The organism is Embleya sp. NPDC001921, assembly GCF_053594475.1.
This window is the reverse complement of the sequence record NZ_JBSFEO010000067.1, coordinates 22,651-46,351: the sequence shown is the minus strand read 5'-3', so window position 1 is coordinate 46,351 and position 23,701 is coordinate 22,651. Positions and strand designations below refer to the sequence as shown.

Annotated in this window: 22 protein-coding genes and 1 pseudogene; 11 read left to right on the top strand and 12 right to left on the bottom strand. The window is 70.4% G+C overall.

All coding sequences use genetic code 11. The annotated features are described in order from the left end of the window. Positions 1-314, bottom strand: a pseudogene (locus ACWCPW_RS46495) (hypothetical protein); the annotation flags it as partial. A gap of 10 nt (positions 315-324) precedes the next feature. Further along, positions 325-891, bottom strand: a complete 567-nt coding sequence (locus ACWCPW_RS46490) for a hypothetical protein (protein ID WP_449767689.1) — start codon at positions 889-891, stop codon at positions 325-327. Between the two features lie 325 nt (positions 892-1,216). Here ACWCPW_RS46490 and ACWCPW_RS46485 point away from each other — a divergent pair, with 325 nt between their 5' ends. Together ACWCPW_RS46485 and ACWCPW_RS46480 are read left to right on the top strand one after the other, a co-directional pair. Further along, the gene (locus tag ACWCPW_RS46485; RefSeq protein ID WP_449767688.1) at positions 1,217-1,870 is read left to right on the top strand and encodes a response regulator transcription factor; all 654 of its coding nucleotides are present in this window, start codon (positions 1,217-1,219) and stop codon (positions 1,868-1,870) included. After that, entirely contained in the window at positions 1,867-3,195 is a 1,329-nt protein-coding gene (locus tag ACWCPW_RS46480; protein ID WP_449767687.1) for a HAMP domain-containing sensor histidine kinase, read from the top strand. Before ACWCPW_RS46485 ends, ACWCPW_RS46480 begins: the two co-directional genes overlap by 4 nt. 104 nt (positions 3,196-3,299) lie before the next feature. On the opposite strand, the gene ACWCPW_RS46475 is transcribed toward ACWCPW_RS46480, so the two are convergent. Then, positions 3,300-3,992, bottom strand: coding sequence for a TetR family transcriptional regulator (locus tag ACWCPW_RS46475; protein WP_449767686.1), 693 nt, complete (start codon positions 3,990-3,992; stop codon positions 3,300-3,302). 112 nt (positions 3,993-4,104) lie between these two features. On the opposite strand from ACWCPW_RS46475, the gene ACWCPW_RS46470 reads away from it, so the two are divergent. After that, on the top strand, positions 4,105-4,896 hold the full coding sequence (locus ACWCPW_RS46470) for an SDR family NAD(P)-dependent oxidoreductase (RefSeq protein WP_406299493.1): 792 nt from the start codon (positions 4,105-4,107) through the stop codon (positions 4,894-4,896). Between the two features lie 134 nt (positions 4,897-5,030). Here the strand turns inward: ACWCPW_RS46470 and ACWCPW_RS46465 are convergent, their stop codons facing one another. Then, a complete protein-coding gene (locus ACWCPW_RS46465) occupies positions 5,031-5,588 on the bottom strand; it encodes a DUF4291 domain-containing protein (RefSeq protein WP_449767685.1) in 558 nt (185 codons plus the stop codon). Positions 5,589-6,124: 536 nt separating this feature from the next. Between ACWCPW_RS46465 and ACWCPW_RS46460 the strand changes: the two genes are divergently transcribed. Further along, positions 6,125-7,585 (top strand): FG-GAP repeat domain-containing protein, encoded by a 1,461-nt coding sequence (locus tag ACWCPW_RS46460; protein WP_449767684.1) that lies wholly within the window; start codon positions 6,125-6,127, stop codon positions 7,583-7,585. Between the two features lie 52 nt (positions 7,586-7,637). On the opposite strand, the gene ACWCPW_RS46455 is transcribed toward ACWCPW_RS46460, so the two are convergent. Together ACWCPW_RS46455 and aceE are read right to left on the bottom strand one after the other, a co-directional pair. After that, positions 7,638-7,979 (bottom strand): VOC family protein, encoded by a 342-nt coding sequence (locus ACWCPW_RS46455; protein WP_449767683.1) that lies wholly within the window; start codon positions 7,977-7,979, stop codon positions 7,638-7,640. A gap of 184 nt (positions 7,980-8,163) precedes the next feature. Next, positions 8,164-10,908: a pyruvate dehydrogenase (acetyl-transferring), homodimeric type gene (gene aceE / locus ACWCPW_RS46450; RefSeq protein WP_449767682.1), complete on the bottom strand. Its 2,745-nt coding sequence runs from the start codon at positions 10,906-10,908 to the stop codon at positions 8,164-8,166. A 241-nt stretch (positions 10,909-11,149) separates the two neighbouring features. On the opposite strand from aceE, the gene ACWCPW_RS46445 reads away from it, so the two are divergent. Continuing rightward, the gene (locus ACWCPW_RS46445; protein WP_449767681.1) at positions 11,150-11,800 is read left to right on the top strand and encodes a GntR family transcriptional regulator; all 651 of its coding nucleotides are present in this window, start codon (positions 11,150-11,152) and stop codon (positions 11,798-11,800) included. Positions 11,801-11,995: 195 nt separating this feature from the next. Here the strand turns inward: ACWCPW_RS46445 and ACWCPW_RS46440 are convergent, their stop codons facing one another. Both ACWCPW_RS46440 and ACWCPW_RS46435 read right to left on the bottom strand, forming a co-directional pair. Beyond that, a complete protein-coding gene (locus ACWCPW_RS46440; RefSeq protein ID WP_449767680.1) occupies positions 11,996-12,382 on the bottom strand; it encodes a hypothetical protein in 387 nt (128 codons plus the stop codon). A 191-nt stretch (positions 12,383-12,573) separates the two neighbouring features. Beyond that, positions 12,574-12,780 (bottom strand): DUF2191 domain-containing protein, encoded by a 207-nt coding sequence (locus ACWCPW_RS46435; protein ID WP_395873920.1) that lies wholly within the window; start codon positions 12,778-12,780, stop codon positions 12,574-12,576. A gap of 347 nt (positions 12,781-13,127) precedes the next feature. On the opposite strand from ACWCPW_RS46435, the gene ACWCPW_RS46430 reads away from it, so the two are divergent. From ACWCPW_RS46430 to ACWCPW_RS46415, 4 genes are read left to right on the top strand one after another with little or no spacing between them, the layout of a single operon-like run. Further along, positions 13,128-13,880 (top strand): amino acid ABC transporter ATP-binding protein, encoded by a 753-nt coding sequence (locus ACWCPW_RS46430; protein ID WP_395873943.1) that lies wholly within the window; start codon positions 13,128-13,130, stop codon positions 13,878-13,880. Positions 13,881-13,893: 13 nt separating this feature from the next. After that, positions 13,894-14,877 (top strand): glutamate ABC transporter substrate-binding protein, encoded by a 984-nt coding sequence (locus ACWCPW_RS46425; protein ID WP_449767679.1) that lies wholly within the window; start codon positions 13,894-13,896, stop codon positions 14,875-14,877. Between the two features lie 18 nt (positions 14,878-14,895). Beyond that, positions 14,896-15,540 (top strand): amino acid ABC transporter permease, encoded by a 645-nt coding sequence (locus tag ACWCPW_RS46420; RefSeq protein WP_449767678.1) that lies wholly within the window; start codon positions 14,896-14,898, stop codon positions 15,538-15,540. Next, the gene (locus tag ACWCPW_RS46415; protein ID WP_449767677.1) at positions 15,537-16,346 is read left to right on the top strand and encodes an amino acid ABC transporter permease; all 810 of its coding nucleotides are present in this window, start codon (positions 15,537-15,539) and stop codon (positions 16,344-16,346) included. The genes ACWCPW_RS46420 and ACWCPW_RS46415 overlap by 4 nt, the downstream gene beginning before the upstream one ends. Positions 16,347-16,516: 170 nt before the next feature. On the opposite strand, the gene ACWCPW_RS46410 is transcribed toward ACWCPW_RS46415, so the two are convergent. Continuing rightward, positions 16,517-16,717 carry a hypothetical protein gene (locus ACWCPW_RS46410; protein ID WP_449767676.1) on the bottom strand — a complete coding sequence of 67 codons (201 nt, stop codon included), beginning with the start codon at positions 16,715-16,717 and terminating at the stop codon, positions 16,517-16,519. A gap of 161 nt (positions 16,718-16,878) precedes the next feature. Between ACWCPW_RS46410 and ACWCPW_RS46405 the strand changes: the two genes are divergently transcribed. Continuing rightward, on the top strand, positions 16,879-17,202 hold the full coding sequence (locus ACWCPW_RS46405; RefSeq protein WP_449767675.1) for a plasmid stabilization protein: 324 nt from the start codon (positions 16,879-16,881) through the stop codon (positions 17,200-17,202). 181 nt (positions 17,203-17,383) lie between these two features. On the opposite strand, the gene ACWCPW_RS46400 is transcribed toward ACWCPW_RS46405, so the two are convergent. Beyond that, the gene (locus ACWCPW_RS46400; RefSeq protein ID WP_449767674.1) at positions 17,384-18,751 is read right to left on the bottom strand and encodes a purine-cytosine permease family protein; all 1,368 of its coding nucleotides are present in this window, start codon (positions 18,749-18,751) and stop codon (positions 17,384-17,386) included. Between the two features lie 428 nt (positions 18,752-19,179). After that, entirely contained in the window at positions 19,180-20,376 is a 1,197-nt protein-coding gene (locus ACWCPW_RS46395) for a CHAT domain-containing protein (RefSeq protein ID WP_449767673.1), read from the bottom strand. Positions 20,377-20,854: 478 nt separating this feature from the next. On the opposite strand from ACWCPW_RS46395, the gene ACWCPW_RS46390 reads away from it, so the two are divergent. After that, complete coding sequence (locus tag ACWCPW_RS46390) at positions 20,855-22,480, top strand: alpha/beta fold hydrolase (RefSeq protein WP_449767672.1); 1,626 nt, start codon at positions 20,855-20,857, stop codon at positions 22,478-22,480. Between the two features lie 103 nt (positions 22,481-22,583). Here the strand turns inward: ACWCPW_RS46390 and ACWCPW_RS46385 are convergent, their stop codons facing one another. Then, on the bottom strand, positions 22,584-22,940 hold the full coding sequence (locus tag ACWCPW_RS46385) for a peptidase inhibitor family I36 protein (protein ID WP_449767671.1): 357 nt from the start codon (positions 22,938-22,940) through the stop codon (positions 22,584-22,586). Positions 22,941-23,701 lie beyond the last annotated feature (761 nt).

Here is a 23,701-nt window from a genome sequence, read left to right as displayed (position 1 = left end):
GCCGCGTTCACGGAGTACGTGCCCGCGTATCCGAGCTTGCCGTCCACGTTCTGCCGGTCGACCAGGTCCGCCCGGGTCACCGGGACCGCGTCCAGCCTGGTGCGATTCGCGGACGCCTCGGCGTCGCCGCCGCCGTCCGAGAGCAGAACGGCCGCCGCGCCGCCCGCCGAGGCCAGCACCAGGGCCGCCGCGAGTGCGCGCCGCCGACGGCGCCGCCGACGCTCCCGCGGATACGCCGAACGGTCCGGCTCCGCCGGGGCCGGCGCGGATCCGTCCTCGTACTCGTGGTGCTGTGGGGTGTCGATCGAAACCACGTCGCCGTCCCTACTTCTTCTTCTCGAACGGCGGAACCTTCTGGCGACACACTTCCATCGCCTTCATGGTCTTCTCGTCACCCGCTTCGATCGTCACCATGCCCGTGCCGTCGCCGATGTCGACGCCGTTCTCACGCATGCACTCCGCGTTCTTGGCCTGCCACTCCTTGAACTTGGGGTCGTTGGGGTCGAAGTCGCTCTTCGGCTGGAACTTCTCGCACGCCTTCAGCGCGTTCTCGGTCTTGGACATGTCGCCGTCCGCGGGGATACCCATCGCGCGCATCGCGCCGCCCTCGCCGGGCTCGGGGTCCGGCATGTCGATGCCGTTCTCCCGCATACACCCCGCGAACTTGACCATCTGCTCGCGGTCCGAGGCGTCGCCCTTCTTGCCCGAATCCGATTGACCGCCGGCCTTCTCGGCGCCGCCGCCGCCCGAGGCCACCTTGTTCTTCGCCGAGCCGCCGCCGTCGTCACCGCACCCGGCCGTGGTCAAGGCGAGGCCGCTCGCCAGGACCACCCCGACCGCCAACCGCAGCGCCAGGGGTCGTCCCGATCCTGTGCGCCCAAACCTCGTCATCACTGCCGCTCCCGCCTGTTGGTAGGGCCTGTAGTCGTGCCCGCCCCCGACTTCGTCGTCGACCGATGTCGTCGTCGACTCGATCTCGACTCGGTGCCGGTGTCGATGCCGATACCGCCGAGGGGTGCGACAACAGGTCTACGCGGCAGCGCGTTACCGGGCCGTCTCCCGAATTGGTTATCCGGAGCTAACACCGGCTCGCGTATAAACAGTGGGGTTGTCCCCATCCCGGTCCGTGGCGATGGAGTACGCCTCCCCACCCTCACTCCCACCCCATCCCACCCCTGCCCACCCCCATCCCTGGCCGAAGCGGAGCGACGAGACCTTGCGAGTCCTGGTGACCGAGGACGAGGAACTACTGGCCGATCTGATCGCCCGAGGACTGCGCCGGGCGGCGATCGCCGTGGACGTCGCGTACGACGGCGACAGCGCGCTGGAGCGGCTCATGGTCAACGACTACGACGTCCTGGTCCTGGACCGCGACCTGCCCGGCACGCACGGCGACGCCGTCTGCCAGGCGGTCGTGGCCGGTCGGCTGCGCACCCGCATCCTGATGCTGACCGCCGCCGGTACGGTCCCCGAGCGGGTCGCGGGGCTGCGCCTGGGGGCGGACGACTACCTGCCCAAGCCGTTCGAGTTCGCCGAACTCCTCGCCCGCGTACAGGCCCTGGGCCGGCGCGCCACCCCGGCCGTCCCGCCGGTGCTGGAGAAGCACGGCATCGTGCTGGACAGCGCACGCCGCCAGGTCACCCGCAACGGCGAGTACGTCCGCCTCGCGCACAAGGAGTTCGCCGTGCTCGCCACCCTGATGGCCGCCGACGGCGCGGTGGTCAGCGCCGAGGAACTGCTGGAACGCGTCTGGGACGAGAACATCGACCCCTTCTCCAACACCGTGCGGGTGACCATGTCCAAACTGCGCGCCAAACTGGGCGACCCCCAGGTGATCCGGACCGTGCCCGGCTCGGGATACCGAATATGAGCGGCCTGACGGGGGATCTTCGGCTGCTCTCCCAAGCCGTATTCCGCCGCCCGTCGGCCCGAGCCCGACTCGCGCTCCTGTACGGCGGCATGTCGCTCGTGGTCGGCACGGTGCTGCTGGGCATCGTGTACTGGTTCGTCGACCAGCGGCTGTCCCAGCGCCTGCCGACCGCACTGGCCAGGACGGTCGCAGCGGATTCCGCGTACACCTACGGCCCGGCCGCGCCCATCGCGGGCCAGGCCCAGCCGGCATACGCGGCGCCGGGCATGCCGACCCAGCTCACCATGATCCCCGCCGAGACCATCCGTCGGATGACCACCACCGGCCAGGACGTGACGATGAGTCAACTCCTCACCGTGCTCGGCGCCGCACTGCTCCTGCTCGCGGCGGCCTCGATCCTGGTCGGCTGGTGGATGTCCGGCCGCGTGCTCCGCCCGGTCCACGGAGTCACCGCGACGGCACGCCGACTGTCCGAACACAACCTGCACGAGCGCATCGCCATGCCGGGCCCGGACGACGAACTCAAGCAACTCGCCGACACGTTCGACGGAATGCTCGATCGCCTGGAGAAATCCTTCGACAGCAGGCGCCTGTTCGTCGCCAACGCCTCACACGAATTGCGCACCCCGCTCACCATCCAACGCACCGCGATCGAGATCGGCCTCGCCGACCCGCACTCCCCGGAAGACATCGTCGCGACACGCGAACAACTCCTCGCCCTGAACCGTCGCACCGAACGCCTGATCGACGGCCTGCTCGACCTCGCGGTGAGCGAACGCGGCAACGTCCAGGCGTCCCCGGTCGCCCTCGACGAACTGACCGCCGACGTCCTACGCCAGACCCGCCCGGCGGCCGATCGGGCGGGCGTACGGGTCGACGCGAACCTGGCCGGCAGCATGGTCTCCGGCGACCCGCTGCTGCTGCGTCAGTTGGTGACCAACCTGGTCGAGAACGCGGTACGTCACAACCACGCGGGCGGCTCGGTAACCGTCGGCGTCTCGCCCGGCTCCCTCCGCGTCCGCAACACCGGCCCGATCATCCCCGCAGACCAAATCCCCGAACTCTTCGAACCCTTCCGCCGCTTCCGCCCCAACCGCACAGGCTCCTCCAAGGGCTCCGGCCTGGGCCTCTCCATAGTCCAAGCCATAGTCCACGCCCACGCGGCCGACATCACCACCACCGCCAACCACCACGGCGGCCTCACCATAGCCATAACCCTCCCCCGATCCCCCCACCCCTCAAGGCCACCGACACCAACCCTTCACCCGCAAGCGAGTTCAGAGCCGGCGCGAACGGCAACGGCAACGGCGGCGGCGACTCTTTGAGCCCGGCGGGCGACGGTCCCCACGGGGTACATGGACAGTTGGCTAGACTCCAGCCCGGCCGGCGCTCGAGGCCACCCAGCCCGCCCGGCGCTCGAGGCCACCCGTCACGCGCGCAAAAGGCCACCGTCCGCGACCCGCGCCAACGCCACCGCCACCTGATCAGCCGCATCGCCCCCCACACCCGCCCGCCCCGAAGACGAGGCCGCCGCCCACCGTTGCATCGCCACACGAACCGCAACGTTCGCCGCCCCCGCGACCAACCGCACCGCCAACCCGTCCGCCTCCGCCCCCACCCGCTCCGCGATGACCGGCCGCAACCGCTCCTCGCAGTCGTGGTGCACCGCCAACCACACCGCCCGCAAAGCCGGATGCCCGTCCGCCGTCCGCAGCACCACCCGCAATTGCGCGTCGTCGACCCCGTCCACCTCCCGCGCGTGCCGCATCGCCGCGCGATAGCTGGTCGTCATCGCCTCCAACAACCCGACCGCCGGGTCACACGCCGCCAGCCGCCCGACCCAGTCCGCGATCCCGGCCGACAACACCGGCGCGACGGTCTCCTCCTTGCTCCGGAAGTAGCGGTAGAACGTCCGCAACGCCATCCCGGACGCCTCCGCGATGTCCTCGACGGTCGTCTCGTCGAACCCTCGCTCCGCGAACAACCGAACCGCCGCCCGCGACACCTCGGTCCGCGTATCGGCCTTCCGCCGTTCGGTCAACGAAGGCCGCCCGACCCGCGCGGCACGCACCCGCCGCACCGAGTCCAGATCCGGATCCGAGCCGGTAGAAGCAGCATCCATCCACTCAGCCTAATGCCCCACCAGGAATTAATGGCACAACACGCACGTTAGGCGTAGCGTGCACTAACAACACACCCTCACCAACCACCCACCCGCCCGGAAGAAGGCCCCCATGAACCGCTTCGACACCCGCCGCATCCTGGTCACCGGCGCCGGCTCCGGCATCGGCCAGGCAACGGCCCTCCGGCTGCTCCGCGAAGGCGGCCGGGTCGTCGCGGCCGACGTGATCCCCGACGGACTCGACCGCACGCGCGAGCTCGCCACCGACGAAGGCATCGCCGACCGCCTCACCACCCTCGTGGTCGACATCGCCGACGAGGCCTCGGTCGTCGCAGGTGTCCGTACCGCCGTCACCGAGCTCGGCGGCCTGGACGTCCTGGTCAACGCCGCCGGCATCCTGCGCGCCGAGCACACCCACGCCACCTCGCTCGACCTGTGGAACAGGATCATCACGGTCAACCTCACCGGCACATTCCTGGTCACCCGCGAGGCGCTGCCCGCCCTCCTGGCCACCGGCAACGGCGTCGTGGTCAACTTCAGCTCGACCTCGGCGGCCTTCGCCCACCCGTACATGGCGGCCTACGCGGCGAGCAAGGGCGGCATCCAGTCCTTCACCCACGCCCTGGCCCTCGAATACGGCAAGCAGGGTCTGCGCGCCGTCAACGTCGCCCCGGGCAGCATCAAGTCCGGTATCACCGACGCGACTTCGGGCTACCTCCCGGCGGACACCGACTGGGAGCTGTTCGCCAAGCTCTCCCCCATCCTGGCCACCGACCTCGAATCCGGCGGCGCCCCGATGGCCGGCCCCGACGCCATCGCCGGCGTCATCGCGATGCTCGCCTCCGAAGACGGCGCCTTCATCACCGGCACCGAAATCCGAGTGGACGGCGGCACCCACGCCTGACGGCATCCGGGTACGCGCGCGCCTCCCGGCAACCGCGTACCCGGCCCCAACCACGCACCCGGCCCCGCATCCCGAACCGACGTGCCCAGCCCACCCGCGCACGCGAGGAATCCCGCACCCCGCTCATCCAAACCTCAGCCGTCCGCCCCGACCCGCCGAGCCAGTGGCCCGGTCAGTGGGTACGGCCTCTCGACCGGCAACAACCGCTGAGCCTGCGCCGCTCGGCCCTCCTTGAGCAGCCCCGCCACCCGCCGCACCACCGGCGTCAGGTCGGCGATTCCGACGATCCACTCGTCGTTGAAGGTCCGGATCACATCCCGCCCGATCCCGACCTGAATGCTGTAGTGATTCAACGCCGCCCCACGCAACGACCGTTCCGGATCCCACTGCACGTGCACGTCCGCACCGGCCACCGACCCCTCGGTCGACACCGCCCGCCCGAGCGCGTCCTCGAACCCGGCTCGACTGATCCGCACGGCCAACACCCGCTCCTGGCCCGCCTTCCGCGCCCAATCACTACGGTGCATCAACCACAGAAACGACGGCTTGACCCACGTCATCCGTCCAAACGAAAACGGCGCCACGAACCTCCCCTCCCGCAAAGCGGGTTCGGCAATGGCCGGCGCGTAGGCCTGATACACCACAATCGACGCGGCATCGAAATCGGCCCGAATCTGACGCAACATCACCATGCCCCGACACGCTGCCGGCCGGCCCCACCCCCGGCCACGGGTTTTCCCACCCACCACCAACCCACCACCACGATGTGCCATCTCTCACTACAACCTGTTGGCCACGCCAAGTGTCACGCCCACCGCCAAACCGGGCACAGCAGGAAATCCCGGAAGCCAAACATAACTTCGCGCCTCTCTCCCGCCACCCTGCGTCACCACGGCAAGTCCGCAGCCCCTCATGCCCAATGCGGGTGTCCCAGTCGCCTGGTTGCCTACCGCAGTCCGGTGATCCCGGCGACACGAGGAGTACACCCATGCCCCGTAAGAAACCCCGCTCAACCGGCCGGCAACCCCGCACACTCATCGGTGGTTTGGCCATCGGCGCCCTGTCCTGCGCCCTGCTCACCGCACCGGCCGTCGCCGCACCCACCACCGCCACCGCCACCGGCCCCACCAACCTCCGAATGCACCCGACCCCGATCAACGGATCGGGAGACAACTGCGGCTACCTCCGAGGAATCGGTAGCTTCAGCACGCTCGACCTGACCGCGACGGTGGGCGAGCCCAACGGGCCGCAGGTAGGCGCCCACTTCGAAGTCCACGAAGTCGGAAACGGCAATCCGACCGCCTGGGACGGCGGTTGGACCTCCGAGTTCCACGGCACCCACACCGCCCTCGCACAGGTCCCCGGCAACACGTTCACCGACGGCAAGACCTACGCATGGAGCGTAGAGTCGGGGCGCGCGAACCAGCCCGACCCGATCCGCACCCCAGGCTGCACCTTCACCTACGACAACACACGCCCCGGCGCTCCCACCGTCACGAGCCAGGACTTCCCGGTGAACGGCGGCGGCAAATACGCCGGACAACAAGGTGTCTTCGTCTTCGATACCAGCACCGCCGGCCCCGACGTCACGGGCGTCGAGTACGTCCTCAATGGAACGATGCCGGTAGGTGGGGCGCAGCAGGCGATCTACGATGCGCCGTCCGGCACTTGGCGCACCCCACCCCTGACGGTGGGCCTGTGGGGCACCAACCGACTGCTCGCGCAAACCCGGGACCGCGCGGGCAACATCTCCCAGCAGATCACCTACTCGTTCTACGCGCCGAGCGACCCGAATCCCCCAGCCCCTGTCCTCGGCGACGTCACAGGTGACGGCAAGGTGGACGTGCTCGTCGTCGACGCCACCGGCGCGCTCAAGGGCTACAGCGCGGCCACAACGCCCGCCTCGGGCGGTGTGCTGATCGCCCGAAAGATCGACGGTCCCGCACCCGGACACACCTGGAACGGCACGCTCCTGGCGCACCGCGCCCGGTCAACCGCCATACGTGACGACCTGTTTACCTACGCCGGCGGTTCGCTGAGCCTGTTCCTGAACACTTCGGGCGCGTCGACGGGCGGTGCGTACTTCGCGTCCAGCGAGAAGGACGTGGTCAATCGTCCATACGACTGCGTCGATCTCACCGCGATCGACGGCCACTGCGTTGCCTTCCAGGACGACTGGTCGCAGGTCAAGCAGATCGTGACCGGCGGCAATACCGACGATGCCGGTGGCGCCGACCTGTTCACCGTCGAGGAGGACATCACCGGAGTGCAGCGCCTGTGGTTGCACTCAGGAGGCGTCTCGCTCGGTGCCTTCACCAAAGCGACGCTTCTCGACCAAGGCGACCGTCGCAACCAGGAGTTCTCCTCCCCCGGTGACATCAACGGCGACGGCCTCGCCGACCTGTGGGCCCGCGACCGCACCGACGGCAAGCTCTACCAATACGCCTCCGCCAAGAACCCCGACGGCACCGCCGACCTCGGCGCCTACAGCCGCACCCCCACCCTGATCGCCACCGGATTCGACACCGCCGCCTACCCCCAGGTGTCCTCCGACGGCGACTTCGACGCCGACGGGAAGGCCGACCTCTGGGCCCGTGCCGCTAACGGCAACGTCTACACGTTCCCCGGCCAAGCCCCCGACGCCAACGGCAACGTGTTCGGGCCCGCACAGCTCATCGCCGGTAGCTGAGCCGAATGATGGTCGGGGCCGCCGCCGAAAGCGGTGGCGGCCCCGACCCGGGTCAGCGGCTGACGTACTCGAAGACCGCGCCGTCCGGGTGGCGGAGCACCGCGCGGCGGCCATTCGGGGTGGGCGTCGGCTCGGCGATGGGTTCGGCGCCGTGGGCGATCAGGTCGGCGAACGTCGCGTCCAGGTCCTCGACGCCGAGGGTGGCGGCCACGCCGCTGAAGCGGGCCGCCGCCTCGGACGGGCCGGTGAAGACCAGGAACGGGCCGGTGGCCGCCAACTCGAGTCCGGCGAAGGCGAATCGGGTTGCCGGTTCACCGGTCAGCCGCTCGTAGAACGTGATCGCCGCGTCCAGGTCCGGTACGTGTCGGCGCACTGTCACCGATGTGATCGTCATGGACACAGTCTTGCGCACACGCCCGAAGCACTCGCTAGGCGTATTCGCGCAACCCACCAACCACGCCGCACCAGCCCATCGCACCAACCCGCCGCACCCCCACGGCATCCCCCCGACGCGCCTCGCCGACACGCCCCGCGACCACGCCCCGCCGACGCCCCCCGCAACGCGCCCCCGCCACACGTCACCCCTCCATACGCCCGTACCGCTCCATCGCCTCCCTCACCATCCCAGCCTTCACCTTCCCCTGACGGGCCAGCGCCCCCAGCGTGCGGATCACGATCGACGGGGCGTCCACCGCGAAGTGGGTGCGGGTGGCGGCTCGGGTGTCGGAGAGGCCGAAGCCGTCCGTGCCGAGTGAGGTCCAGTCCTGCCGGACCCACGGCGCGATCTGGTCGGGCACCGCGCGCATCCAGTCGCTCACCGCCACCACCGGCCCGGTTGCCTCCGCCAAAGCCGTTTCTATATACGTGACTTGGTCCGGTCCGGCAGCAAGTGCCTCGCGGCGCAGCTCGGTCCAGGAGGTCACCGACCACACCTGCGCCGACACCCCCCACTCCTCGGCGAGCAACCGTTGCGCCTCCAGCGCCCACCGCACCGCCGTCCCACTCGCGAGCAGTTCGGCGTCGGCGCCGACACCGGTGTCCGCGCCGGCACCCACGTCGACACCCGCGCCAACACCCGCCTCGGCCCCCGCGTCGCGGACAGGCGCGCAGCGGTGGATGCCCCGCAGGATCCCCTCGGCCGCGTCCGGGCTCGGCATCGCCGGTTGCGGGAGCGGTTCGTTGTACACGGTGAGGTAGTAGAAGACGTCCTCGCCGCTCGGGTGTCCGGGCGTCGCGGTCAACATCCGGCGCAGGCCGTCCCGCACGATGACCGCGATCTCGTACGCGAAGGCCGGGTCGTAGGACACGCATGCCGGATTCGTCGACGCGATCAACTGCGAGTGGCCGTCCGCGTGTTGCAGCCCCTCGCCGGTCATCGTGGTACGGCCCGCGGTGGCTCCGATCAGAAAGCCCCGGCCCATCTGGTCGGCCAGGGCCCACAGTTGATCGGCGACCCGCTGCCAGCCGAACATCGAGTAGAAGACGTAGAACGGGATCATCGGCCGCCCGTGCGTGGCGTACGCGGTGGCCGCCGCCGTGAACGAGGCGACCGCGCCGGCCTCGGTGATGCCCTCGTTGAGGATCTGTCCGTCCACCGCCTCCCGGTAGGACAGCAGCAGTTCGCGGTCCACCGCGTCGTAGGTCTGACCGTGCGGCGAGTAGATCCCGGCGGTCGGGAACATCGATTCCATCCCGAACGTGCGCGCCTCGTCCGGCACGATCGGCACCCAGCTCCGGCCCACGACCGGATCGCGCATCAATTCCTTGGCCAGTCGCACGAACGCCATCGTGGTGGCGATCTCCTGTTTGCCGGACCCCTGGAGCAGCGCGGCGAACGGCGCCTCGGTCAACGCCGGCGGCTCCGGAAGCGGGGTGAACGCGGCGCGCCGCGCGGGCACCGGGCCGCCCAGCGCGCGGCGGCGGTCGGCCAGGTAGCGGGCCTCGCGCGAGTCCGGGCCCGGGTGCAGGTACGGCGGCAGTTCGCCGTCGAGGTCGGCGTCCGCCACCGGCAGGTCGAGCCGGTCGCGCATCACCCGGAACTCGTCCTGGCGCAGCTTCTTCATCTGGTGGTTGGCGTTGCGCGCCTCGAAGCCCGGCCCGAGCGTCCAACCCTTGACCGTCTGCACCAACACCACACTGGGCCCGCCCCGGTGCTCGATCGCCGCACGGTAGGCCGCGTACACCTTGCGCGGTTCGTGGCCCGCGCGGGAGAACCCGATCAGTTCCGCGAGCCGCGCGTCGTCCAAGTGCGCCGCCACGCCGCGCAGATCCGGGTCGCCGCCGAACAGGCTGTCCCGGATGTACCCGCCGTCGGCGGCCGAGTAGGTCTGGAACTGGCCGTCGGGCGTGTGCTCCAACCGGCGGATCAGCTCGCCGTCGTGATCGCGCGCGAACAGGTCGTCCCAGTCCCGGCCCCACAGCGCCTTGACCACATGCCATCCGGCGCCCGCGAACACGCTCTCCAACTCCTGGACCACGCGCCCGTTTCCGCGCACCGGGCCGTCCAGTCGCTGGAGGTTGCAGTTGATCACGAAGACCAGGTTGTCCAGCCCCTCGCGCGCGGCGAGGGTGAGCGCCGCGGTGGCCTCCGGTTCGTCCATCTCGCCGTCGCCGAGAAAGGCCCACACCCGGCTGCCCGAGGTGTCCTCCAGGCCCCGGTTGTGCAGGTAGCGGTTGAACCGCGCCTGGTACACCGCGGCCAGCGGCCCCAAGCCCATCGACACCGTCGGGAACTCCCAGAAGCCGCCCAGGGAGCGCGGATGCGGATAGGACGGCAGCCCGCCGCCGCCCACCTCGCGCCGGAACCGGTCGAGCCGATCGACCGTCAGGCGCCCTTCCAGGAAGGCCCGTGCGTACACCCCGGGCGACGCGTGCCCCTGGAAGTAGATCTGGTCACCGGACCCGCCGTCGGCCCTCCCCCGGAAGAAGTGCTGGAAGCCGACCTCGTACAGCCAGGCCGCCGACGCGTACGTGGCCATGTGCCCGCCCAGCCCGTACCGGCTCGCCCGGGTCACCATCGCCGCCGCGTTCCACCGGTTGTACGCGGTGATCCGCTCCTCCAGGTCCGGGTCGCCGGGGTAGCTCGGCTCGGCCGCGGTGGGCACGGTGTTGACGTACGGCGTGCGGGTCAGGGGCGGCAGGTCCAGGCCGCGGTGTGCGCCGTGTTCGAGCAGGCGGGCCAGCAGCAGGCGGGCGCGGGCGGGGCCGGCGGCGCGTACGACGGCGTCGAGCGACTCGATCCATTCCGCGGTTTCCTCGGGGTCCCGGTCGGGGAGCTGGTCGAGCTGCCCGGTCGGGGTACGGCTCGACGTGTGGTGTGACATCCGGGCCGCCCTCCTTCGTATCGGTGAGGCTGCCGGGTGCGGACTCCCGGGGCGGGAGCCTCCGGGTACGGACTTCCCACCCCGAACGTCCGGTGCGGACTCCCCGGGGTGGGAACTTCCGAGGCGGACTTCCGGGTGAAGCCCCGCGGCGAAGCCTCTTCATCGCGTCCTCATTGCTCCTTCATTCTGCGCAATGATCGATCATTGCGCAAAAGTGCCTCCCGCGTCCTAGACTGACCCGATGACCGAGCCGCCTCGCCCGACCCTGGAACGCCGCCCGCTCCGCGAGCAGATCCGCCAGTACGTCACCGAGGCCGTGGTCGCCGGCCGCTGGGCGCCCGGCGAGCGCATCGTCGAGCGTCGCGTGGCGGTGGAACTGGGCGTCAGCCAGGCACCCGTACGCGAGGCGCTGCGCGAGTTGGAACAACTGGGCCTGGTCGAGTCGGAGCCCAACAAGGGCGTACGCGTGCGCTCGTTCAGCGAGAGCGACCTACGCGAGATCTATCCGGTCCGGGCCGGCCTGGAGGAGACCGCGGCGCGGCTCGCGTTGCCCCGGATCGACGACGAGCGGCTCGACGCGCTCGACCGGCACGTCACCGCGCTGCACGCGGCCTCGGCGGCGGGCGACGCGAGCGCCCAGATCCGGCACGGGGTGGCCTTCCATCGCGAGATCGTCGCCGCGTCCGGCAACGCGCTGCTGCGCTCGGTCTGGGAGGCGCTGGGCATCGAGGTCTGGACCACGCTGTCGATTCGGGTCTACCGGATGGACCTGCACGAGAACGCCGCCGACCACGAACCGATCGTCGCCGCCTTCCGCCGCCGCGACCCGGCCACGAGCGACCTGCTGCGCGAACACGTACTCGGCTACGGCGGCTGCGCGCTGCTGCCGTAGGCCCGACCGCATCCGCAGCCCGCACCCGTAACCCCGCCGGCGCACACACCCGCGTCCACACCCGCGCGCCGGTCCGGGCCACGCGCCGAGGCAGCCGTGGCGCAGGCCCGATCTGCGGGTCCACCCGCAGGACGCTCGGCGCAAGCCCCCGCGTCCCGCCGCGTCCCGCCCCGTCCGCCCCGCCCCGCCGCACCCTCAGCGCAACAACCCGCGCTCCGCCCGCATATGCGGCGCGACCACGTTGCGCGGCCGATTGAACAGGATCACCGTCGCCTCGACCACCGCGACGGCCAGCAGCACCAGGATCGCGACCATCGACAGATAGCCCCAGAACGCGGCCGGGCTCTCCCCCTCCGCCGCGAACCACGGCGACACCGCGATCACGACGGACACGCACCACATCTGGATCGCCACCAGCGCCATCGCGCGGACGAGCCCACGCCGAGTCGAATCACCGAGCGGCAACGAACGGAACGTGAGCACGATCTCGTCGGCCACCCGCGCGCTGCGCCAGATGTCCGTGGTGCGATTGGTCAGGCCTATCGAGGACATGAACGCGAAATAACTCAGCCACAACCGCATGCGTACGCACCTCGTCCCCCGCCGACCCGGACCTCGACCCCGACCTGCGGCTCCGCGCCACAAGGGTCGGGATCATTCTCGCGCAGAGCCTTCCGTCCGCGCGCGGCGGATCCGCACAAGCGCACCGGCCGGGCATCACGACTCGGCGAACACCGGGCCTGGCCATGTGCGTACCGGCCGGCCCGAACCGACTAGTCGGTGACCGGGTTGCGCCGCTCGCGCTCCTCGACCGTGCGCCGGTGCTCCTCGACGTTGCCGGTCAGCGCCTCGGTACGGTGCCCGCGCGCGATGTAGTCGAGCACGATCGCCTCGATCGCGTCCTGCGCGTTGCGCACGCCGGACAGGACCATGACCTCGATCACGACGTTCGCGTCCAGGCTGATGTTGACCTTCGCCATCGACGGCTCCCTCGACTCGACCCGCTCCATCCGAACCCGACACCCGCCGGCGCGACCGCGCGACCACTCTCGTCCCCACGACGACACTCTTCCCCGCAGCCACTCTCGTGCGCGACCACTCCCGTGCGCGCGGCCACACGACCACACGTCCGTGCGACCGGCCCCCTCGGGCATCGGTCCCGCCGCCGACCACGCACGTGTCACCCGCGCGTCACCCACGCGAGGGGACTCTATCGGCCGTTAGAGGGGTTGGCCGGGGTGATGCGACTGAACCCACCCGCCGAGGTGGATGCACCGGGCACGTGCGCTCGCGCACGGCCCCCGCCCCCGTGTCGAAGGCGAGTCGGATACCTGTGACCTCGGAAGACCCGCTCGTCGTCCTCTCCGGTGTGAACAAGCACTTCGGGTCGCTGCACGTCCTGCGCGACATCGACCTGACCGTGGCGCGCAACGAGGTCGTCGTCCTGATCGGCCCCTCCGGCTCCGGCAAGTCGACGTTGTGCCGCACGATCAATCGGTTGGAGACGATCGACTCCGGCAGCATCACCATCGACGGCCGGCCCCTGCCCGCCGAGGGTCGCGGACTGGCCCGGCTGCGCTCCGATGTCGGCATGGTGTTCCAGTCGTTCAACCTCTTCGCGCACAAGTCGGTGCTGGAGAACCTGACCCTCGCCCAGATCAAGGTGCGCAAGCGCAGCAAGGCCGAGGCGGAGAAGAAGGCGCGCGAACTCCTGGACCGGGTCGGCCTCTCCGACCAGGCGCCCAAGTACCCGGCGCAACTCTCCGGCGGTCAGCAGCAGCGGGTCGCCATCGCCCGGTCACTGGCGATGGATCCCAAGGTGATGCTGTTCGACGAGCCGACGTCCGCGCTCGACCCGGAGATGATCAACGAGGTCCTGGAGGTCATGCGGACGCTCGCGGTCGAGGGCATGACCATGGTCGTGGTCACCCACGAAATGGGCTTCGCCCGCTCGGCGGCCAATCGTGTGGTGTTCATGGCGGACGGTCGGATCATGGAATCACGCAGGCCCGAGGACTTCTTCGACCACCCGGAGACCGACCGGGCCAAGGACTTCCTGTCCAAGATCCTCAAGCACTGACGGGGGATCGCAGATGCGCACCCACGCCCGCACCGACCCACACGACCCCCTCGCCGGCGCCGACACCCGCACTCACGCCCGCGCCGGCGCGACCGCCCGAAACACCCCCCGGGCAGCCACCCTGCTCGCCCTCCTCCTCGCCGTGCTCCTCCTCGCCGCCTGCGGCAAGTCCGGTACGCCTCCGCCCAAGGGCCCCAAGCCCAAGGACCTGCCCTCCTACCAGGTCGCCACCGACGTCGACATCGACTCGCCCACCTTCCGCTCGGCCAAGTCGCGCGGCCGGTTGATCGTCGGCACCAAGGCCGACCAGCCCTACGTCGCCGCGCAGGACCCGGCGAGCGGCTACTACTCGGGCTTCGACGTCGAGATCGCCAAGATGGTGGCCGCGTCACTGGGCTTCCCGGCGGACCGGGTCGAGTTCAAGACGATCACCTCCGCCAACCGCGAGACGTCCTTGCAGAACGGCGAAGTCGACTACTACGTCGGGACATACACGATCAACGACAACCGCAAGAAGCTGGTCGGCTTCGCCGGGCCGTACTACATGGCCGGCCAGGCGCTCCTGGTCCGCAAGGACGACAAGGACATCAACGGGCCGCAGGACCTGGCCGGCAAGAAGGTCTGTTCGGTCTCCGGCTCCACGCCGTACCAGCGTCTGGTGGCCAACTATCCCAAGGCCACCGCCGTCGCCTACGACAGCTATTCGGTCTGCGTGGACAACCTGATCAGCCTTCAGGTCGACGCGGTCACCACCGACGACACCATCCTCAAGGGCTATGCCGCCAAGGTTCCCGACCAACTCCGGCTCGCCGGCGAGCCGTTCTCCCAGGAGCCGTACGGGATCGGTGTACCGCGCGGGGACCGGAACTTCCGCCTCGCGATCGACGACGCGATCGTCGCGCACGAGGCGAACGGCGACTGGAAGCGCGCCTACGACTCGACCCTCGGCCTCTCCGGCGTACCGGCTCCCCAGCCGCCGCCGGTGGACCGGTACTAGCGGAGGGCGTCGACGACGATGAATGTGCTGCTCGACAACTTCGCCCTGTTCCGCAAGGGCTTCGTGGGTACGGTCGAACTGACCCTGGCCGCCTCGGCGATCGCGCTCGTGCTCGGCGTCCTGATGGCCGCCTGCCGGGTCTCCCCGGTCCGTCCGCTGCGGATTCTCGGCGGCGCGTGGGTGACCGTGCTCCGCAACACCCCGCTCACCCTGCTGTTCTTCGCGGTCGTGCTGGGCCTGCCGCGATTCGGCGTGGTACTCCCCTTCTTCACGCTCGCGGTGCTCGCCCTGGGCTGCTACACCTCGGCGTTCATCTGCGAGGCGGTCCGCGCCGGCATCAACACCGTGCCGGTCGGCCAGGGCGAGGCGGCCCGCAGTCTGGGCATGAACTTCGGCCAGACGCTCCAACTGATCGTGCTGCCACAGGCGGTGCGCGCGGTGATCCCGCCGGTGGGCAGCACGCTGATCGCGCTCGCCAAGAACACCGCGATCGCCGGTTCGTTCAGCGTCACCGAACTGCTCGGCACGTACCGCACCCTCAACGAACTCGGCTACGACATCGTCGTCACGTTCCTGTGGATCGCGGTGGGCTACCTGATCATCACGCTGTCCATCAGCGCCCTGTTCCGCTTCCTGGAGAAGCGCCTGGAGGTGGCCCGATGAGCACCGAGACCTCGGCGCTGTACGACGTCCCCGGCCCGAAAGCCCTGGCTCGGCACCGTACTTACGGCTGGATCGTCACCGCACTGTTGGCCTGCGTGCTGGCTTGGGTGATCTACAAGCTGATCGACACCGGACAGTTCGCGCACGACAAGTGGGCGCCCTTCGAATACGTGGGCGTGCAGAAGCTGTTGCTGCGCGGCCTGAGGAACACGCTCGAGGTCTTCGCGTGGGCGGCGGTGCTCTCGCTGGCGTTCGGCGCCTTCTTCGCGGCCGGTCGGCTCTCCGATCACCGGGTGGTCCGCTGGGGCGCGGGTCTGGTGGTGGAGTTCTTCCGGGCCATGCCCGTGCTGGTGATGATCTTCTTCATCTTCATCGCGATGAAGGTCGAGCCCCGGTTGGCTCTGATCGCCGGCCTGACCCTGTACAACGGCTCGGTCCTGGCCGAGGTCTTCCGCGGCGGCGTCAACGCGGTCCCCAAGGGACAGAGCGAGGCGGCCTACGCGCTGGGCATGCGCAAGACCTCGGTGATGGTGCACATCCTGATCCCCCAGGCGGTCCGCACCATGTTGCCCACGATCATCAGCCAGTTGGTGGTCACGCTCAAGGACACCTCGCTGGGCTACCTGATCTCCTACGAGGAATTCCTCTACGCCGGCAAGCAGATCGCCACCAACCTCGACTACAGCCTCCCCTTCATCCCGGTCGTCATCGTCATCGCCCCGATCTACATCGGCATGTGCATGCTCCTCTCCGGCCTCGCCCGCTACCTGGAAAGCAGCGGCCGGCGTCGCCACAAGGGCGCCTGACGCCGCGCCGGCCGATCGATGCCTCGGCCCGCTCGCGGGCACCGAACGAGACCGTCCCCTCCCTCGGGTTCCCGGCTTTCGGGAGGGCCACGGGCATCACCAATGTGCCGAAGCCGCCCCCGTCGGCGGAGCGGATCAGGACCGGCGGGTCGGGGCCGAGTGCGATCAGGTCACCCACCCGGACCAGCGCCTGTCCCGGCCCGCCCTCGATTCGACCCGGGCGCACCCGTACCCGGATCCACCGACGCGGGCCGCGGCACGAGGCAGTCGTCGTAGTAGCACAACGCGCTCGGGCTCAGCCCGACCCGCCGCGCGAACGCGCCGATGCCCACCAGTACGTCCCGCACCTCGTCGTTCGTGTCGTCGTCCATGGCGGCGAGTCCGCGGCTTCGACCGGCTCGAAGATCAACTGCGGTCGGCCGGCGCGGGTGATCGACGCGAGTGCGGGTAGCCGAGATGAGCCGATGAAGGAGGCCGCCGAAAAGGCCGACATGGCATCGAGTGGCCGGCGATACAAGTGAGGTGGACGACCATGCCACGCGGATCCAGCCCCAAGCGCGAACGTCAGTACGAGCACATCAAGGAGAGCGCCAAGCGGCGCGGCACCGGCGAGAAGCGGGCCGAGGAGATCGCCGCCCGCACGGTCAACAAGGAGCGTGCCCGCTCCGGCGAGGCCAAGACCGCGAGTCGCTCGTCGCTGCACGACATGTCCTCGGCGAAGCGCGGCGGCAAGAACTCGCACAAGGGTTCGCAGGCGCCCACGTACGACCAGCTCTACGCGGACGCCAAGCGCCGCAACATCAAGGGTCGCTCGTCGATGAACAAGGCGCAGTTGGCCAAGGCCCTGGGCAGCTAGGGCGTGGTCGGTGCGGGCGGGCCCGGCTCGGTCGGGGCGGACGCGGGTCGGGTGGGCTCCGTCGGCTCGGCTCGACTCGGATCTGGACGCCGGCGCTCCGCTCCCGGGCACCGGGGTCCCGCCGGCTGGTGGATCGCGGCCGCGTCGGGAGGAGGCACCCGACCGACGCGGCCGGTCCACCTCAACGCGCCGCGACCGCCCGCCGCCGGTCCCACGCGACCGCGAGGTACGCGGTCACGCCCGCGAGCGCGAACGAGAACAGTGAGGCCGAGGTCCACGTCTGCGCGTGGATGTGCAGCGCGTCCTGGAGCCGGCCCCAGAACTTCGCCCACCACTCGACCGAACCCGGGTTGATCAGCTGGTACATGCAAAAGCCCAGCACCCACGGCACGACCATCACCCAGCGGGCCGGCGCGCGGTCGCCCAGGTCCCAGCCGGCCCGACCGCGTCCGGCGAACAGGTCCACCGCGAGCACACCGAGCAGCGGGATGAAGATCGAGCCGATCAGCGACAGGAAGCTCGCGTAGGTGTCGAAGTCGTTCACCATCAGCGCGAACGCGGTGACCAGCGCACCCACGCCCAGGCACAACACCCGGCGGTCCACGCGCGGCGCGAGGTTCTGGATCGACATCGCGGTGCTGTAGACGTTGGCGAAGCTCTGGTCCACCTCGCGCACGACCAGCACGGCGAAGAACACCCACCCGGCGGTGACGCCCAGGAACGAGTCGAAGATCTTGTCCGCGTCGCCGCCGACCTGGGCGAGCGCGACCAGGCCGAGCAGGTAGCACCAGATGCTGGTGATCGAGAATCCGCTGAACGCCGCCCAGAACGCGGGCTTGGTGCCGCGCGAGTGGCGGGTGTAGTCGGACGCGAGCGGGACCCAGGAGACCGCGACCGCGAGCGCCGCGTCCATCGCCGGGAAGAACCCGGACCACGAACCCTCGGTCATCGGCGGCAGGCCCTCGCGCCACAACTGCACGGAGAAGTAGAGCATCGCGATGCCCACCGCGATCGTCACGTAGCGGCGCAGGATCCGCAGCATGCCCAGCGGGCGCAGCGTCATCGCCGTGGTGACCGCGCCGGCGGCGACGATGTACAGCCAGTGCGGCCCGTCGCCGTCGGTCATCGCCTCGATGCCCATCGAGATCACCAGCAGCTCGAAGGTGCCCCAGCCGATGCACTGGACGATGTTGAACACCGTCGGCACGTAGGAGATCTTCGTGCCGAACAGGCCACGCAACACGGTCATCGCGGGCGCGCCGCTGCGGGCGCCGGGGATGCCGGCGACCGCGACCATGAGTGTGCCGATCAGCGTGCCGCCGACGGCGGCGACGATCGCGGCCACCATCGACAGTTGCGGATAGCCTGCGGGGGCGAGCACGAACAGGGCGCCGGAGAAGCCGAGCAGGCTCACTCCGAGGTTGGCCCAGAACGCCGCCTGGTCGCGGAACCCGAGGGTACGGGGCGGCGCGGTGTCCAGGATCAGTGGTGCCTCGGCGCCACCGTGCGGTGCCTCGGGGCGTGCGTCGTCTATGACCGGAGCCGACATGGCTCTACCTGCTCTCCCTACGCCGGCATTACCCGGACAGGTTCAAGCGGTCGGTGGCCCCGGGTGCGCCGGCGCTGTGCCGACACCCCATGCCGCCCTCTCAGCCCGGTTGGTCCGAGCTCCCGCGATGGCGTGGCGAACAGTACGCGCCCCACGGACCCCTTGGGAAGGCGGGGTGACCCAACACACAAACGCGAGCGGGCCGCCTCACGTGGGCGAGCACGGGCCCGGGCAGGCCACCCCGAGGGGGTGAGCACATGCTTGCGCCCGCCTTCCCGAGGGGCGGGCACATGCTCGCGCCGGCCTTCCCGAGTAGGTGAACACCGGCCTGCGGCCCGGCGCCATCCGGAGTGGTGCACGCCGCCACCCCGAGGGGGTGAACACACGCCCGCCGCCTCCCCGTACCGGGCGAACACGCACCCGCGCGCTCACCAGCCCGAGTGGGTGAAGCCCGCCCAGCCGGTCAGGTCGTCCGGCGCGATCGCACGGGCCCTGGCGGCCAGTTCGGGCGGCATCGCGGCCGGGATGCCGCGTTTGGGGTCGCGCAGCCACAACTGGGCGGTGCGTACGGCCTGGGCCGGCGCCAGGTCGCGGCGGTCGAGGTAGTGGCGGGCCATGTACAGCACCAGCGCCGTGACCGTCTCGTCCACCGGCCACAGCGTGGACACCACCGTGTGGCTGCCGGCCGTCAGGTACTCGGCGGCCCGTCGCCGGTTCTCGTCGTGACCACCCGCCGGCACAAAGGCGATCGGATCGCCGGCGGCGCGGCCGACCTCGCCCCGGTGCGGCCTGTCGAGCTCACCCGCCGACCGCGCGGCGACGTCGCACAACAACCTCGGCGCGCCGATGTACGAGATCCGCGTGTTCTGCAGCGCGTGCCGGCGGCGGCCGTCCACGACCGTCCAGGCCGCGTGCCAGGGCACCATGCCGAACGGTCCGGCGGGCAGCAGCACCAGGGACGGGGCGTGGCCGAACGAGTCGGGCAGCGCGGCCAGGACCGGTTCCATCACCGCGCCCCAGGCCCATGCGCACAGCGCGTCGAGCAGGTCCGCCCAGTTCTCCCGATCGCCCCTGCCCAGGTCCAGGCCGTATTCGAGTTCGGGCAGGTCGAGCACCCGCGTCGCGCCCTCGGTGCCGGTGATCACCGCGGCTCCGGGGACGAGTTGCACCAGCGCGTCGTTGCCGAGCCGGGTCAGCGCGGCGGCGATCTCGGCGGCCGACGGCGGGTCGAGGAGCGTATGCCACGGGGTGCCGCGCGGGTCGAGCCCGATCCGGGCCGAGGCCACCTGCGCGGCGGCCCGGAGCAGGTGGGCGTCCGCCGGCGCGGCACGATCCGCGCGCCGGAAGCAGATCCGCGCCTGGTCCCAGGCTCGACTGTCGCCGGCGGGTGCCGCGCTCGCGGCGTACGCGATGCCCGCCGCGTAGGCGAATTCCGGCCACCGGCTGTCGGCTCCGTCGAGCACGCCGAGCGCCTCGGTCAGCAACTCGATCGCCTCGGCGAACAACTCCCGCGCGGCGTCCGGGCCACCCTCCCCCGCCTCGGCCGCCAACGCCTCGGCACACCGCGCCCGACCGCGCTCACCCCGCTCCCGCGCCCGCCGCGTCTCCGCGTCGACATCCTCCACGCCCACCCCCCGCTGGCCCCCGCACACCGAATCCACGGTACCGGGACACAAACACGCGCCAACGAACACGCCATCACGACCCCGGCCGAATCCCACCGCCCAACGCCACCACTCCACCCCCCCAACCCAGTCCCGCCGCCCCACCTCACCCGCCCCACCGTCCGGGGCGCACCGGCCCACCGGCTCACCGGCCGACCGACCCGCCACTCCGCCGCTCCGTCGGTCCACCAGCGCGCCACTCCGTCGGTCCACCGACGTCCCCGTCCCCACCCTCGCCCCACCGCTCGGGCGCCCCGTCGCCCGCACGCGCGAGCGAACCTTCCGGTTGCCGAAGCGGAGCGCCCCGTGGCTCTTCCGTCTTGGTTTACCGGCGCGTAACTTACTCGTGAGTCACCCTCCGACGCCGTCCCTGGGCGTCGCTTCGCCACGCATTCCCGCTGGTCGGGCCACGCCCCGACCATGACGTCAGGAGACCCTCATGGGTCAATTCCGCATGCGCCCACGCGCTGGTGTGCGCCCACGCGCTCGTGCGGTCGCCGTCGTCTCGGCCGCGATCCTCGCCGGGAGCACCCTCGGTCCGGCCGCCTCGGCGGGCACCACCGTCACCCGCACCCCGGCGGCCGCCGTGCAGACCGCCGCCGGGACGTCCCTGCGCTTCGTCGACATCCCCGGCGACGGCGGTACCAAGCTCGCCGCCAACGTGACCACCCCGACCGGCGGCGCCCCCGGCGCCCGCTACCCGATCGTGGTGCTGCCCACCAGTTGGGCGATGCCCCAGATCGAGTACGTCGTCCCCGCGCAAAAGCTCGCGGACAAGGGCTATGTCGTAGTCGGCTACAACTCGCGCGGCTTCTGGCAGTCCGGCGGCGAGATCGAGACGGCCGGCCCGAAGGACATCGCCGACGCGTCCAAGGTGATCGACTGGGCGCTGGCCAACACGCCCGCCGATCCGACCCGGATCGGCATGGCCGGCGTCTCCTACGGCGCCGGGATCAGCCTGCTCGCGTCCGCGTTCGATCCCAGGATCAAGGCCGTGGTCGCGATGAGCGGCTGGGCCGACCTGATCGACTCCATCTACAGCGGCCGCACCGAACACGCCCAGGCCGCCGCACTGTTGGGCGGCGCCGGCTTCCTCACCGGCCGACCCAGCGCCGAACTCACCGAGATCCTGAAGAACTTCCTCTCCGGCAACCTGGCCAAGGAGGCGGAGATGATCGCGTGGGGCGCCAAGCGCTCCCCCGCGACCTACCTCGACCGGATCAACGCCAACGGCGCCGCGATCATGCTCGGCAACGCGTGGGGCGACTCGCTCTTCCCGCCGAACCAATACGCCGACTTCTATGGGAAGTTGACCGGCCCCAAGCGACTGGAATTCCGTCCGGGCGACCACGCCACCGCCGAGGCGGGCGGCCTGTTCGGACTTCCCAACGACATGTGGGCCGACTCGACCCGCTGGTTCGACCACCACCTCAAGGGCGTCGACAACGGCATCGACCGCGAGCAGCCCGTCCAGCTCAAGTCCCGTACGGGTGACGGCGGTTACGAGGGCTACCCGAGCTGGGCGGCCGTACCGTCCTCGACCCGCACCATCGCGCTCACCGGGACCCAGCGCGTCCTGGCGAACATCGACTCCGGGGCGAACGGGGGCACGATCTTCCTGTCCAGCATCCTCGACCAGTTCCTCCAGATCCCGCCGGTCGCCTCGATCCCGCTGCTGCCCAGGGCGTTCGCGGGCGTGTGGCAGAGCGACCGCTACAACACGCAGACGAAGGTGCGCGGTACGACCAAGCTGCACACCACGGTCACCGCGTCGCACGAAAGCGGAACGATCTTCGCCTATCTGTACGACGTCGGCCCGCTGGGCGTCGGCAAGTTGGTGACCCACTCACCGCTGAGCTTCCACGGCAAGACGCCGGGTGTGGCCTTCCCGATCGACATCGACATGTTCGCGACGGCCTACGACGTCCCGGCGGGCCACCGCCTCGCGGTCGTGGTGGACACCGTCGACCCGCTCTACCTGGAGCACAACCCCTTCGCCGCCGGCCTCGCCTTCTCGTCACCGGCGAACGACCCGTCCACGGTAACAGTGCCGGTCCGCGACTGAGGCCGAAGCCCAGACCGCGACCGCGAGCGCGACCCGGAGTGAAGTCACCCACGCAACGGCCGGTGCCCCCTCGGAGCACCGGCCGTTGCCGCCGGAAAAGATCTCAGCAGGCGCCCGGCCCGACACCGTCGATCCGACCACCGAAGTCGCCGAGGTACTTCGAGCGCCAGTCACCGTTGAACACGTCGCGCTTCTCCAGCGGGCTCCAGTTGATGAAACAGGCCCTGGTGCTCGCGACGGCCGAACCGACGTGGTCGTGGAAGGCCGGCGGCATATCGCGGTAGCCGCTGCGCGCGGTCCACTCCCACGTGTTGCCGCGGAAGCCCTCGCCGGTCCAGAAGCACACCGAGCCGTCGTTGCAGGACGGCGGCGCGGCCGGTGCCGCACTGGCACTCGTCGCCGGCAGCAACAGCGCGGTCAGCGACAGGGCGGCGCCGAGCGCCAAGGTACGCATACGCATGGGGTTTCTCCACGATCGAAACGGCGACGGCAATCTGCCGCGACGTCGCCATGCTGCTGACCCGAGTCCCGAACTCGCCAGACTTCCCGGTTGTTACCACCCGATCGGGGACATGCCGTCCCCATACGGCCCAGTACTCCGGGCGGCCTGCTCCCGTGTGGATCACGCCGCAACGCTGCGCCGTGAGTATTTTCCCCGTCCATCCGCGACCGGCCCTCGGGGCAACTTCGAGCCGCGCCGGGCGCTGACATGGCGCCTTTCGTGTACCGCATCACCCCGTACGAGCCGGCCGCGGCAAGCTCGACCTCCGGCCGCTTTCCCACCCGCACCCGCGTCCGGCACGACTCCCACGAGGCCATCGCAGCCGCGTACATCGCCGCGACAGCCGGTTTCGCCCTCGACGCCGGCATCCATCACCTGGCGATCGACAATCCGATGACCACGAACCACGGCTCGGCTTCGGGACCTTACTCACCGAGCCCTTCGTGGCCGTGCCGCTCGCGGCGCACCCGCTCACGTTCCAACGAGCCGTGCGGGTCGCGCAGTTGACGGGATCGCCCTTCGTACTCCCGCCACGCCAGGTGGCCCGGGACTGTACGACCGGATCGTCGGCCCGTGCGCCGCGTCGGGCTTCACCCCACGAGTGGCCCAGCACGCGGTGGAATGGCAGACCGTCTGCGTCTTGCCGGAAACCGGGCCGTGTCCTGGGTGATCGCGACGCCGTTGAGTCGGCATGGGAACTTCGGGGTCGGGTGGGATCG

What these genes read in the sequence shown, in the direction of transcription:
- ACWCPW_RS46385 (WP_449767671.1), bottom strand. Translation starts at nt 22,940, where the DNA reads ATGCGTATGCGTACCTTGGCGCTCGGCGCCGCCCTGTCGCTGACCGCG.
- ACWCPW_RS46410 (WP_449767676.1), bottom strand. Translation starts at nt 16,717, where the DNA reads ATGGACGACGACACGAACGACGAGGTGCGGGACGTACTGGTGGGCATC.
- ACWCPW_RS46390 (WP_449767672.1), top strand. Translation starts at nt 20,855, where the DNA reads ATGGGTCAATTCCGCATGCGCCCACGCGCTGGTGTGCGCCCACGCGCT.
- ACWCPW_RS46470 (WP_406299493.1), top strand. Translation starts at nt 4,105, where the DNA reads ATGAACCGCTTCGACACCCGCCGCATCCTGGTCACCGGCGCCGGCTCC.
- ACWCPW_RS46445 (WP_449767681.1), top strand. Translation starts at nt 11,150, where the DNA reads ATGACCGAGCCGCCTCGCCCGACCCTGGAACGCCGCCCGCTCCGCGAG.
- ACWCPW_RS46475 (WP_449767686.1), bottom strand. Translation starts at nt 3,992, where the DNA reads ATGGATGCTGCTTCTACCGGCTCGGATCCGGATCTGGACTCGGTGCGG.
- aceE (WP_449767682.1), bottom strand. Translation starts at nt 10,908, where the DNA reads ATGTCACACCACACGTCGAGCCGTACCCCGACCGGGCAGCTCGACCAG.
- ACWCPW_RS46465 (WP_449767685.1), bottom strand. Translation starts at nt 5,588, where the DNA reads ATGGTGATGTTGCGTCAGATTCGGGCCGATTTCGATGCCGCGTCGATT.
- ACWCPW_RS46405 (WP_449767675.1), top strand. Translation starts at nt 16,879, where the DNA reads ATGCCACGCGGATCCAGCCCCAAGCGCGAACGTCAGTACGAGCACATC.
- ACWCPW_RS46440 (WP_449767680.1), bottom strand. Translation starts at nt 12,382, where the DNA reads ATGCGGTTGTGGCTGAGTTATTTCGCGTTCATGTCCTCGATAGGCCTG.
- ACWCPW_RS46435 (WP_395873920.1), bottom strand. Translation starts at nt 12,780, where the DNA reads ATGGCGAAGGTCAACATCAGCCTGGACGCGAACGTCGTGATCGAGGTC.
- ACWCPW_RS46400 (WP_449767674.1), bottom strand. Translation starts at nt 18,751, where the DNA reads ATGTCGGCTCCGGTCATAGACGACGCACGCCCCGAGGCACCGCACGGT.
- ACWCPW_RS46420 (WP_449767678.1), top strand. Translation starts at nt 14,896, where the DNA reads ATGAATGTGCTGCTCGACAACTTCGCCCTGTTCCGCAAGGGCTTCGTG.
- ACWCPW_RS46425 (WP_449767679.1), top strand. Translation starts at nt 13,894, where the DNA reads ATGCGCACCCACGCCCGCACCGACCCACACGACCCCCTCGCCGGCGCC.
- ACWCPW_RS46455 (WP_449767683.1), bottom strand. Translation starts at nt 7,979, where the DNA reads ATGACGATCACATCGGTGACAGTGCGCCGACACGTACCGGACCTGGAC.
- ACWCPW_RS46415 (WP_449767677.1), top strand. Translation starts at nt 15,537, where the DNA reads ATGAGCACCGAGACCTCGGCGCTGTACGACGTCCCCGGCCCGAAAGCC.
- ACWCPW_RS46480 (WP_449767687.1), top strand. Translation starts at nt 1,867, where the DNA reads ATGAGCGGCCTGACGGGGGATCTTCGGCTGCTCTCCCAAGCCGTATTC.
- ACWCPW_RS46490 (WP_449767689.1), bottom strand. Translation starts at nt 891, where the DNA reads ATGACGAGGTTTGGGCGCACAGGATCGGGACGACCCCTGGCGCTGCGG.